Genomic DNA, 12,352 nt, shown 5'->3' on the forward strand with positions numbered 1-12,352 from the left:
CTTATCTCCTTCCATATTTACGAATCAGGTAATAGACAAGACCTACAGACAATAATATTACCAGTATGCCTATCCATCCGGAGAGTACAGAGGTTTTGACGGTCATACGGAAGTTAGCAGTGGCATTCACTTCGTTATTCCGTACAGTGAAGTTTGTAACGTAATCGCCTGCAATGGTCTTATCCGGTACATTCAGCGTTGCTGTAACGTTCTGGGATTGGCCCGCTTCCAGCCTTTCGATCTTTGCCGGCTCGAAAGTAGCGTTCCACATTACGGGCGCCTGTGCCGAGAGCTCCAGGGAGGCAAGCGGCAGGGTGCCGGTGTTTTTAACTACCAGTTCAATTTTTTTGCTTCTTCCTTCGGTCACATCATCGCTCAGGCGGCCGGAAGGAGTGGTCAGTTCAACGCTGTAGCTGCCTTTCACTACCGCTTCCAGGGGCACTTTAAGGGTATCTGTCGCGCTGATAGCAACAACGGGGATATTGTATTTGCCCGGTTTAACGGAAGGAGATGCCTGTATTTCAACGGCAATATCCTGGGTTCTGCCGGAGTCGAGTCTTAACCCGGCAATCTGTGTTCCTTCTGCCCGGAAAATGACAGTCCAGCCATCGGGCATATCAGCGGTAAGATCGTAAGCCTGGGTATGCCCGCTTCCGTTGTATAGGGAAGTGTTGTACCTGAACGGCTCTTTGGCGGTGGACTCAATGTTTATCAGCCTGGCTGTAAAAGAAGATTTTCCTTTTTTAACCTGTTGTGCAGTTGCAGGAGTCAGAGAGCTACCGAGGATCAATAAAATCAAATAAACATTCAGATGGAATAAACGTACCGACATAAAAATGAATTTTTTAACTGACTTTGGATAATAGCAGGCTTGAACTGTTCTTAATGAATAACAGTAGCTTGACGTTATTTTTTTTGTACCCAGGCAAAAAGCCGGAAGCGCTAAACGCTGTATGGCGTTAAAGCAGTAAATAATCAGCGGCCGCTGATCAGGAAACAGTGTTTGATATGGCAGTTATGCTGCCTGGCGGAGGAGTTTTAGGGATAATTAGTTTTCCGCTTGTTTTGGCTGTCGTGGAATCCCGGTTTGACGATACCCTTTGATGTAAAGCTTCTAATTTTAAATTGTCTGTCATGCTAAATGAAATTGAATTTGATTTAAAAACAATATCATGTAGAAATAAGTCTCTCATGGCTGCCCTTTCCTATCTTTTAAACAGGGCGGCCAATTGATTGCAAAAAAATTAAAGTTTTATTGACCAAAATGATAACCGAAAGTTAAATGCTCATTTGTTAGAATAATGTTAAAACCGGGCTGATAACACAATATTCATCCGCTTCTAACATCTTAATGTTATTTCCTCCATTGGAAAAAGAAAGTACTTCCTTCATCTTTCACCGATTCTACCCACACCTTTCCTCCCTGGGCTTCTACGAGGAGTTTCAGGATATTTAGTCCTACGCCGGTTCCTTTGGTACTTTCACTATCCACTTTTTCGAACAGGTGAAAAATACGGTCGTTATCCTTCTCCGCTATCCCCGGCCCATTGTCTTTAACATAGAACTGGTAATAATCCTCGCCATCCGTTCCGCCAATACTGATTTCAATTTCCGGTTTGTCGCCATATTTAATAGCGTTGCTGACCAGGTTTTGAAATACCTGTTGCAATTTCTGGCGGGTGGTAAAAAGTTTGGGCAACTCGTCCTGGATGTGGATGTGCACATTGGCCGGCGGGAAAAGGAAATGAACCAGTTGAACGAGCAATTCTTTTACGTCTACCAGCTCTTCGGGCTGGTTATCCTGGTGTTCGCGGCTGTATTCGAGGATGGCGGAGATCATGTCCGACAGTTTGCCGGAGGCGTCTATCGCCATATCCAGGAAGCCCATTAGTTCGGGCGCCTGTTTTAATTGTTCTTCTTCTTTCAGCATTAAAAGCAGCCCGGTGACCCCGGCCAGGGGAGATTTGAGATCATGGGCCACTACATGCATAAAACGTTCGAGCTGGCCGTTGACCATTTCTTTCGCTTTCAAGGCCTGTTTTAATTCGCGCTGGTAGTGGTATAGTTTTTCGAATACGTCTACCTTGGCCCGGGTGAGGTGTTTGCTCAGCGGTTTTGCCAGGTAATCTACCCCTCCTTTTTCAAAACCCTTCAGCATATCTTCTTCATCTTTGTTGGTTGCAGTCACAAAAATGATGGATATGTTGCTGGTTTCCGGCGCGGCTTTCAGCAAACGGGCTACTTCGTAACCATCTATATCCGGCATTTGTACATCCAGCAATATTAACCCTATATCATCCCTCTCCTGGGCAATTTTAATGGCCTCGTGGCCTGAAGTGGCAAGTAAAAATGAACGGCCTTCTGCTTCCAGCATGCGTTGCAACACTAATAAGTTGGCTTTGTGGTCGTCTACTAACAGGATCGTAAAATTGGTTGTCATGATGTCGGCTTCGGTGCAAATATAAGGCTTAAAAGTGCAGACATTTACATATAAATCATATCTTTACTAAAAGTCGCCGGACTAGCAACCATAGCCTTACCAGACAGGGCCGTCGGCCATTGGGCAGGAATAAAATCGAGAATCATTACCGTCATAAATTCCCGGTAAACGAAAAGGATCAATTAGTAGAATAACCGCAATTGAGCAATATGTACAGAATACTTGTTATTGAAGATGATGAAGTAATGCCGAAGATCATTGAACGTATACTTCATAAAGAAGCTTATCACCTGGACCACGTTGTGAACGGGAAAGAAGCCCTCCAAAAACTCGAAGAAACCAACTATGGTTATGATCTGATCATTACCGACATTATGATGCCGTATGCAAACGGGTTTGAAGTATTAAGCCGGGTGAAGAACAGGAAAGAAGGGAAACCGATCGCTGTTATCATTGTGTCAAATGCCGGTAACGAAGACATGATCCTGGAAGGATTCAAACTGGGAGCAGACGATTTCCTGAAAAAACCGGTGATCCCTGGCGAGTTGCTCATCAGGGTAAAGCGATTGCTTATGCGATACCAGTAATTTTTTGGGCTGATATATATTTTATTGACCATTTCCTGTAACCATGGAAACCGTATTTGACTTTTTTATGTCCATAGTGGACCGGTTCCGTTATGCGCCACTGGTGATCCAGATAGCGGTGACGTTTACGTTCATTGCCGTTACGCTTACCGCCATAGCCTATCTTTCTATTCTCATTAACCGCTATCGCAGTTATCAACGGGAAAAAAAACTGGCGAAACTGAACCCATTGATCGACGATCTGCTAACCGAGCACATCCTCATGAATGAAGCGCTCTATAACGAAGAAACAGTAGAACCGGTAGTTCCGCTGGAAGTTTTTGACAAACCGGTTTTCTCAAAAAAATGGGCGCGGCAGGCGTTGATCAACCGGTTGACCATGTACCGTGATAATGTGCAGGGCGCCATGGGTGAACAGCTACGCTATGTTTATTTACAATTGGGCCTGGACAAGGATTCTCTCAAGAAATTAAAATCCAGCCGCTGGGACCATAAGATACAGGCATTGGCAGAGCTGACCAACATGGATGTTCCGCTGGCCGATGTAATTATATTACCGTTGACCAATAGCCGTAACCGTGAGTTAAGGGCAACGGCACGCCACGCCTACATCAAACTGAGTAAGAACGAACCGTTCAAATTCTTCGATGTAGCAACAGAGCCGCTGCTGCGATGGGACCAGATCGAATTATTCCGTATCATCACCACATCCGACCGTATTGCCATTCCCAACTTTGCGCAATGGATCACTTATTCGTCCAATAAAAGCATCGTTTCCTTCTGTTTGAAACTGGTAGAACATTACCAGCAGCTCAGCGCTGTACCAGCCGTTACCAAACTGCTGGATACCCGGGATCACTACCTGAGGGCCAATGCTATCAATTGCCTGGGTAAACTGAAGATCGAAAGTGTGGAAGATAAACTGATCAGCATGTACGACAGTCAGCCGCACAACTGCCAGGTAGAAATACTAAAAGCTATCGGCCGTATCAGCAGTGGCAAACATGTGGATTTCCTGCGACAGGAATTCCTGCACTCTACAGACTTTGAAATCCGTAAACACGCGGCCAAGTCGCTCATCAACAACCAATGGGCAGCGGAAGCACTGGTCCAGGAACTGGTAGAAACCGCAACGAGGGAGAACAAATTGATCCTGAAACATTGTATGAACCCGTTAATTAAATTCTAGTCAGCAGATGAACGGTATATTCTGGGAAACAGCAGGTAAATTTTTCGAATCCGGTATTTTCGTATACGGCACTACGTTATTGATCACCTATGCCCTGCTGGCAACATTTTCCATTATCGCGGTACGTGCCTATGCCAGGAAGGAACAATCCTACCAGGCAGACCCGCTGCTGAGCTCTCCCCTTGCCCCCGGCATCACCGTATTGGCCCCGGCCTACAACGAAGGACTCACTATTATATATAATGTCAGGTCCCTGATGACGCTTGTTTACCCGAAATACGAGATCATTGTCATCAACGACGGGAGTACCGACAATAGCCTTGAACAGTTGATAGAAGCGTTTGAGCTGGTGGCAGTTGATTTCGCCTATAACGTTAAAATCCCTACGCAGCCTGTCCGCAGGATCTATAAATCCTCGAACCCGGCATATTCGCAATTAACGATCATCGATAAGGTGAACGGCAAAAGTAAAGCCGATGCGGTGAATGCCGGCATCAATGCCGCTTCGTTCGATTATTTCGTATGTACAGATGTGGATTGTATCCTCCATGAACATACGCTGATAGAGCTCATAAAACCTGTATTGCAGGAGCCTAAACGCAGGGTGATCGCCACCGGCGCTACTTTGCGCATTGCCAATTCATGCGAATTCGACCAGGGAGTAATGACGAGGATGCGCCCTCCCAAACAATTATTGCCCCGGTTCCAGGAAGTGGAATACATCCGTGCTTTCGTACTGGGAAAAATGGGATGGAGCCTTATCAACTGTGTTCCCAACGTTTCCGGGGGGCTTGGGCTTTTTGATAAAGAAGTGGCTATCCGCAGCGGAGGGTACGATTTCAGCTCGTTCGGCGAAGATATGGAGCTGATGACGCGCATGTGCCGCTATGCCTGCGATAACGGGATCGACTATGCGATCCGGTATGTACCCCGTACATTGTGCTGGACAGAAGCGCCGGTAACGGTGAGAATTTTCGGCCGCCAGCGCACCCGCTGGGCGCGTGGACTGGCCCAGCTGATGCATGCGCATTTCCGTATGTTCCTGCGCCCCAGGTACGGACGTATGGGAATGGTCATCTTCCCATATAATTTTTTCTTTGAGCTGCTGGCCCCTGTAGTAGAAGTGGGCGGTATAATATTTTACATTACCGGCGCTATCCTGGGCTGGATCAACTGGCCAACGGCCATCCTGCTGTTAATATTCGTATATACATACTCGGTTATGATCACTACGCTGGCTATCCTGTGGGATCAGCTAACCTTCAGGTATTATAAGAGCTGGCGGGAAGTGGCATATCTCTGCTTTACGCCTTTCATGGAAATGTTCCTGTATCACCCGTTGATCGTATTCTTCTCGCTCCGGGGGTACTTCTTTTTCCTTACAGGCAAGAAAAGCTCCTGGGGTAACATGCAACGCCGCGGCTTCCAGCAAAGGACTCCCGGCGCCGCCCCTGCAAATTGATCAGCTATTAAACCTTGAATACTGTGGAATGGTTAAAAAATTTTTATGAGAGCTTCATTTTTGTGTATGGCTGCACCATGCTGCTGATGTATGCAATCCTGGCTTTTCTTTCCCTGAGAGGCATCCTGCGTTACAACCGCAGCCAGAGCTATGTGGATTATACCCAGCTGCTGGATTCTCCCCTGGCTCCGGGAATTTCCATCATAGCGCCGGCTTTTAATGAAGGCGTGACCATCATCTCCAATGTGCGCTCCCTGCTAACCCTGATGTATCCAAAGTTTGAGGTGATCATTATCAATGATGGAAGTACCGACGATACGCTGGAAAAGCTCATCAATGAATTTGAACTGGTAGAAGTAGATTTTGCCTATAACGAAAGGATCAAATCACAACCAGTAAAACGTGTATTCAAATCTATTAATACGGTTTATGACAAACTGCTGGTTATTGATAAGGTGAATGGCAAAAGTAAGGCAGATGCTTCCAATGCAGGGATCAATGCAGCGACTTACGACCTTTTTCTCTGTACGGATGTAGACAGTATCCTCGAGAAAGATACCCTGCTGCGTATGGTGAAGCCGTTCATGGACGAAGAGCATGAAAAAATAAAAGCGGTCGGCGAACCTTGCCCCGAATGCGGTTACGTTCATTTCGAAGAAGACAGTACCAAGGTAATTGCCTCCGGCGCCACGCTGAGGATGGTGAATTCCTGCGAAGTGGACGAAGGGGTGATCACCAGGGTAAGACCGCCACGTAACTGGCTGCCGCGCTTCCAGGAAATGGAATATATCAGGGCTTATGTACTGGGCAAAATGGGTTGGAGCGTGATCAACTGCGTTCCAAACGTATCGGGGGGCCTGGGACTTTTTGACAAAGAAGTAGCCATTAAAGCGGGAGGTTATGACGGGCAGTCATTTGCCGAAGACATGGATATCGTTACCCGTATGTGCACTTACATGATCGACAACAAACTGAAATACGCGGTAAGGTATATCCCCACCTCCCAATGCTGGACAGAAGGGCCGCCTAACCTGAAAGTGTTCAGCCGTCAGCGTACCCGTTGGGGACGCGGACTGGCCGAGATCATCACCACTCACCGTAAGGTACTTTTCAATCCCCGTTATAAAAGACTCGGGTTGATAGTGCTGCCATACAACCTGCTCTTCGAATTCCTGGCGCCGATCATCGAATTTACAGGTATTATCACCTATATCTACCTGATCGCAACAGGACAGATCAACTGGCAATATGCAACCATACTGCTGGGTTTTGTATATCTCTATGCAGTGATGATCACCACACTGGCTATCTGGTGGGACCATATCACTTTTCATTATTATAAGACCTGGAAAGAAGTAATAGGACTGGCATTAATGGCTTTTATTGAGCCGCTGATCTATCATCCGCTCATTGTATTTTTTGCATTGAGGGGATATTATTTCTTCCTGACAGGTAAAAAACACTCCTGGGGTAATATGCAGCGCCAGGGCTTTGGTAAAAAGAAAACAGCAAATGCTTAGTTCAAAATATAGCCGATGAGGATACCCGTCTTGAAATTTATGTTACCGCTGCTCGCTGCCGTTGCAGTTACAGAGGTGAACGCACAAAGCAGTCGTACGAAAAAGTCGGCAGACGAACTCTATGACGAAGCGGTAAAAGCTACAAAGGCGCAACAGTATAATGATGCGATCCGCCTCTCCAGGGAAGCGCTGGATAAGCAACCTAACTTTACAGACCAGCAACTGCTGCTCGGGAGGCTTTACCTGTTGACGAACCGGTATGACAGCGCCCGCAAGTATGTTAAAGAAGTACTTGCCAAAGCGCCCAGGTACCGCGACGCCTATTTCTACGCCATCAATATAGAACTGGCACAGAAGCAATATGAAGAAGCGGAATGCTATGCGGATATGGGACTTGGCTATTTCAACAACGACAGGGATCTCATGCTGAAGAAGCTGGGTGTGATGGACGCTGCACGTAAATTTTACCAGGGAAGCAACTATGCCAACCAATTACTGGATAAATACGGAAGCGATTCGCTGGTGCAAAAAGCGGCAACAGGGCATTTCCTGGAAGCGGGAGATTATTTCAGGAAGAATGGGTATGGCAACCTTTCCCGCAGCAATTACGAAAAAGCGCTGATGATAGACCCGGCCAATAGGGAAGCCAGGGAAGCTATCACCAGCATGTATATACGTGATAATAACTATTCGGCAGCCCTGGAAAGGATCAACCAGGAGCTGGCTGCCAGCCCGGGCTCTTACGACCTGCTGATGAAGAAGCTGGGAATACTGCAGGAAACGCATCAATATGCAGAAGCGTTGAACCTGCTGGAAGTGATCATTAAACGGTTCCCCGGCGACACGAAAGCCAGGAGCCAGCAGGTTACCCTGCGCATGGAAGCGGCTGCATATTATGCCAATACCGATCCATTTGCCCTTTACCAGGGAGTTATTGAAAAAGATCCGGGCAACAGGGAGGCGCTGCTGAAACTGATCGGCTTGAGCATGTCGCGGGGCGCATACAGGGAGGCTCTTACCTGGATCAACTTTGGACTAAAAAGAAGGCCTGAAGATATACAATTGCTGAACCTGAAAATTGATGTACTGGAAGGCGACAGGAAGTATTCCGAAGCAGCTTCGCTGGCGGAGCGGGTTATGCAACGGCAACACCCAACGGCAGAACAGATCGACCGCTTTGTTCGGCTTAAACTGGCCAGTGGCCGCGATTACATTGCACAACAGCAATATGCAGAAGCGCTCAGTGAATTTGAAAGCGCCTACAAAGCCGCACCGGCAGATACTACGGTTCCTGATATGCTGGCCAACACCTATCTCCTGCTTAAGCAACCCGCCCAGGCAGTAGCTGCGCTGGATAACGCGCTGGAAAAACACCCCGGGAATGCGCATTTCCTCTTAAAGAAAGCCAATATCCTGGCAGATATAGGGCAGTACGACCAGGCTGCCGCTATTATAGAAACGCTTTTACAACGTTACCCTGCTAATGAAAACTACAGCGCTCAATTAAAGGAGATTCACCTTAGCGCCGGCAGGATCTTTATGCAAAACGAAGAGTATGAGCAGGCGCGGGAACAATTCCTTGCTGTGCTGGCGGCAGATCCTAATCAACCGGATGCCCTGCAATACCTCATTAATGCAGAAAGCGCCATGCAACAACCGGATAACGCGCTTGCATACGTGGAGCAGGCGTTGCAGCGCGACCCTCATAACAGGGATCTCCTCTTTAAAAAAGCAGGCATCCTTAGCAGCAGGCAACAATACGCCGAAGCAGACCTGATACTGGACAGCCTCCGGCAACGTTATCCATTCACCGCCAGGTACCGTACCGCGTATACCGATAACCTGCTGGCGGCAGGGGCAGCCGCGCAACGCAGGCAGCAGACAGACAGCGCACTGCAATTGTTCAGGGAAGTATTGAACATCAACAGGAAAGATTCTATGGCCCTCTTGTACAGCATCAACCTGTATAACGGCAAAGGAGCTTACGACAGCGCATTGGCATATGCAGACCAGGGCTTAAGATACTATCCAAACAACACAGCTTTTCTTCAGAAGAAAGTAGTAACACTCGAGAATAAAAAGGATTATGCAGCGGCAGCTTTGGCAGCGGATACGCTGTTGCAATACAACAACACCGGCGCCAATACCGAGTACGCAGATTACCTGCGCAGTAAAACCCTGCGCAACCAGTTCGGGCTGTTCTTCCTCCGGTCGACCTACGACTATGGCGGCAATCGCTGGTATAATATTGCCACCGTGGAATACAGGCACTTCATGAAGAAAGGCAGTTATGCAGCCAGGCTTAACTATGGAGGCCGGCAGGAACAAGGCACCGGCCTGATGGGAGAACTGGAACTTTACTATACCCATTCAAAGAAAATGTATTCGTATGCCCTTGCCAGTTATGGTACAACAGATGTGTTCCCGACGGTAAGACTGGCATATTCCATCTTCAGAAGTTTTGGAAATTACGAGGCAGAACTGGGCGCCCGCTACCTGAAAGCGGATACCGCTAATGTTATTTCGGGCGTAGCCTCCATTGCCAGAACATTCGACGATTTCTATGTAAATCTCCGGGCCTATGTGATCAGCGACCAACCGGATATTTATTCTTCATTTACCCTGACTACCCGTTATTACCTGAACAAACACCAGGATTACGTGTCGTTGGTTGCCGGCCTGGGAACGAACCCCGACGACCGCAGCCGGCTTGTGCAGTTCCCGCAGCTGGCAGGATTGCTTACCCGCAGCGTGGGAACAGGTTACCAAAAGACATTCAAATACCGGACAACGCTTGGATTATTTGGCACATGGATCAACCAGAAGATCAGCAATACAATATTCCAGAACCAATATGATATATACGTAACGCTCCAACGAAAATTCTAACCTCTATATGTACCGAATTATGACACTCCTACTTTGTTTCCTTACACTGTTTGGTAACAGTTGCAGTTCCTGGAACAGCGACATCTCGCTGGTTTCAGGGGGTAAGAGCCAGTATGTGATCGTATTGCCGGCGGATGCAGGGAAGAATGAGCAACATGCTGCACAGGTATTGCAGGAATATATAAAGAAGATGTCTGGCGCAACGCTCGGTATTATAAAAGAGAATAACTACAAAGAACAGCCGGCTGTGTTTATCGGCCGTACTGATCATTCAGAGAATATATTAACGGAGAAAATAAAACCGGAAGGTTTCCTGCTGGCATCCGACAACCGCGACCTGTACATTGTTGGAGGAAGCGGGAAAGGAATTGTGTATGGCGTTTACACATTGCTTGAACAATACCTGGGATGCCGTAAATACAGCCAGGAACCCGCAATGGTTCCTGCGAAGAAGGATATTCGTATCCCCGCGAAACTGCACGACATGCAGTCGCCCGCTTTCGCCTACCGGGAAACCTACTACCCTGCCGCTTTTGATAATGAGTACCTGGAGTGGCACAAGCTGCAAAGGTTCGAAGACCTCTGGGGGATCTGGGGACACTCATTCTTTAAACTTGTTCCTCCCGGCGCCTGGTTTAAATCGCATCCTGAGTATTTTGCGCTGGTTAAAGGCGTAAGACAGCCCACGCAATTGTGTTTAAGCAACGAGGCGGTATTTCGTATCGTGACAGACACATTGCGCAAAGCCATTGCTGCTAACCCCGATGCTGTCTATTGGTCAATTGCCCAGGAAGATGGAGCCGGTTACTGCACCTGCGATCTGTGCAGCAAGGCAGATGCGGAAGAAGGCGGTCCGCAAGGCTCCCTGATCCGGTTTGTGAACAAAGTAGCGGCGCAGTTCCCCGAACAACAGTTCACTACATTATCCTACCTCTATACCGCCAAACCTCCTTTGCATGCAAAACCAGCGGCGAACGTGATTGTAATGTTAAGTACTATAGACGCTTTAAGACAGGAGCCGCTGAGCACTGTTACTTCCGCCGCCGCATTCAGGAAGAACCTGGAAGGATGGGGCGCCATCACATCACGCCTTTTTGTATGGGACTATACTACCCAGTTCACTAATTACCTGGCTCCTTTCCCTAATTATGCGAACCTGCAGGCAAACCTGCAATACCTCTCGGACCACCGGGTGAGCGGCGTTTTTTCGCAGGGCAGTGGTAATACCTATAGCGATATGGCCGAATATAACAGCTATATGCAGGCTAAGTATCTCTGGAACCCGAAAACAGACGCAGGTAAACTGCAGGGTGATTTTATGCAGGGGTATTATGGCAATGCAGGCAAAAGCATGCAGCAATACCTGGATGCTTTGGTAAATACGATGAAGCAAACCAAGGCCAGGTTAGATATTTACGGTAATCCTGTTGCCAATGCAAAAGATTATTTATCGCCCAAGGCCATAGATGCTTACAGCCAGTTGCTGGACAAAGCAGAAGCGGCTGTCGACGGTCAGCCGGCGCTGTTAAAACGCGTATATGCGGCGAGGTTACCGCTGGAATATACTGTTCTTCAGCAATCCCGTTTCTTCGGTACAGAACAGAACGGTTACCTTGTGGCCAACGGGAAAGAATATACGGTAAATCCACGCTGGCTTGAAAGAGTTCAGAAATTTACGGCGCTTTGCAAAAATGCAGGTGTGAAAGAAATGGCGGAAGGAGGTACGGACGTAGACGGATACCAGCAGGAATGGGATACCATTTTTGCCCGCAAATGGGTGAATAGCCTGGCCTTCAGGGCAAAAGTCACTTTACAGAACCCTCCCTCTGAAGATTACCCGGCTAAGGGGCCTCAAACGTTGACCGACGGGCTGGAAGGCGGCAAAGATTTCAGCCTTAACTGGCTATTTATCTATGGTAAAGACCTGGCAGCAACAATAGATCTGGGCAGCAGTCAACCCGTTAATAAAGTATTTATGCATTTCCTGCAGGATGCGCGGCATTATATTTTTACGCCTGTTAAAATAACCATTGCCGGTTCTGAAGATGGGAACAGTTTTATTGAATTGGGTGCGCAAACATTGCCGCCGTTGCAGGAAGAAGATTATAGCGTCAGGAGCGTACCGGTATCTTTCCAGCTAACGGGGAAGGCAGTACGATATGTGAGGGTTACAGGTATCTGCCCTGCGGATATTCCTCAATGGAGGGAGGCCGCTGCGGGCAAGCGGCCTGCTATATGTTGCGATGAGGTTTATGTTCAGTAAAG

8 protein-coding genes are annotated in these 12,352 nt (G+C 47.8%); 6 read left to right on the forward strand and 2 right to left on the reverse strand.

What is annotated here, in order from left to right; all coding sequences use genetic code 11:
* Position 1: 1 nt before the first annotated feature.
* The gene (locus BLV62_RS14460) at positions 2 to 832 is read right to left on the reverse strand and encodes a COG1470 family protein (protein ID WP_089762670.1); all 831 of its coding nucleotides are present in this window, start codon (positions 830 to 832) and stop codon (positions 2 to 4) included.
* A 522-nt stretch (positions 833 to 1,354) separates the two neighbouring features.
* The gene (locus BLV62_RS14465; RefSeq protein WP_089762671.1) at positions 1,355 to 2,440 is read right to left on the reverse strand and encodes a sensor histidine kinase; all 1,086 of its coding nucleotides are present in this window, start codon (positions 2,438 to 2,440) and stop codon (positions 1,355 to 1,357) included.
* 209 nt (positions 2,441 to 2,649) lie between these two features.
* Between BLV62_RS14465 and BLV62_RS14470 the strand changes: the two genes are divergently transcribed.
* The 6 genes from BLV62_RS14470 to BLV62_RS14495 are packed head-to-tail and all read left to right on the forward strand — an operon-like array spanning position 2,650 to position 12,350.
* On the forward strand, positions 2,650 to 3,027 hold the full coding sequence (locus BLV62_RS14470) for a response regulator (protein WP_089762672.1): 378 nt from the start codon (positions 2,650 to 2,652) through the stop codon (positions 3,025 to 3,027).
* A 43-nt stretch (positions 3,028 to 3,070) separates the two neighbouring features.
* Positions 3,071 to 4,216 (forward strand): HEAT repeat domain-containing protein, encoded by a 1,146-nt coding sequence (locus tag BLV62_RS14475; RefSeq protein WP_089762673.1) that lies wholly within the window; start codon positions 3,071 to 3,073, stop codon positions 4,214 to 4,216.
* Positions 4,217 to 4,223: 7 nt separating this feature from the next.
* On the forward strand, positions 4,224 to 5,678 hold the full coding sequence (locus BLV62_RS14480) for a glycosyltransferase family 2 protein (protein WP_089762674.1): 1,455 nt from the start codon (positions 4,224 to 4,226) through the stop codon (positions 5,676 to 5,678).
* A 23-nt stretch (positions 5,679 to 5,701) separates the two neighbouring features.
* Positions 5,702 to 7,198, forward strand: coding sequence for a glycosyltransferase family 2 protein (locus BLV62_RS14485; RefSeq protein ID WP_089762753.1), 1,497 nt, complete (start codon positions 5,702 to 5,704; stop codon positions 7,196 to 7,198).
* A 15-nt stretch (positions 7,199 to 7,213) separates the two neighbouring features.
* The gene (locus tag BLV62_RS14490) at positions 7,214 to 10,087 is read left to right on the forward strand and encodes a tetratricopeptide repeat protein (RefSeq protein WP_089762675.1); all 2,874 of its coding nucleotides are present in this window, start codon (positions 7,214 to 7,216) and stop codon (positions 10,085 to 10,087) included.
* 19 nt (positions 10,088 to 10,106) lie between these two features.
* A complete protein-coding gene (locus BLV62_RS14495) occupies positions 10,107 to 12,350 on the forward strand; it encodes a DUF4838 domain-containing protein (protein WP_168927852.1) in 2,244 nt (747 codons plus the stop codon).
* Positions 12,351 to 12,352: the final 2 nt, after the last annotated feature.

Origin of the sequence: Chitinophaga terrae (ex Kim and Jung 2007) (assembly GCF_900107795.1) — a bacterium.
In the GTDB taxonomy this organism is placed as follows: domain Bacteria; phylum Bacteroidota; class Bacteroidia; order Chitinophagales; family Chitinophagaceae; genus Chitinophaga; species Chitinophaga terrae.

Bases quoted from the DNA above. Each gene is read 5' to 3' on its own strand.
- BLV62_RS14460 (WP_089762670.1), bottom strand. From the start codon at position 832: ATGTCGGTACGTTTATTCCATCTGAATGTTTATTTGATTTTATTGATC.
- BLV62_RS14470 (WP_089762672.1), top strand. From the start codon at position 2,650: ATGTACAGAATACTTGTTATTGAAGATGATGAAGTAATGCCGAAGATC.
- BLV62_RS14480 (WP_089762674.1), top strand. From the start codon at position 4,224: ATGAACGGTATATTCTGGGAAACAGCAGGTAAATTTTTCGAATCCGGT.
- BLV62_RS14490 (WP_089762675.1), top strand. From the start codon at position 7,214: ATGAGGATACCCGTCTTGAAATTTATGTTACCGCTGCTCGCTGCCGTT.
- BLV62_RS14465 (WP_089762671.1), bottom strand. From the start codon at position 2,440: ATGACAACCAATTTTACGATCCTGTTAGTAGACGACCACAAAGCCAAC.
- BLV62_RS14475 (WP_089762673.1), top strand. From the start codon at position 3,071: ATGGAAACCGTATTTGACTTTTTTATGTCCATAGTGGACCGGTTCCGT.
- BLV62_RS14495 (WP_168927852.1), top strand. From the start codon at position 10,107: ATGACACTCCTACTTTGTTTCCTTACACTGTTTGGTAACAGTTGCAGT.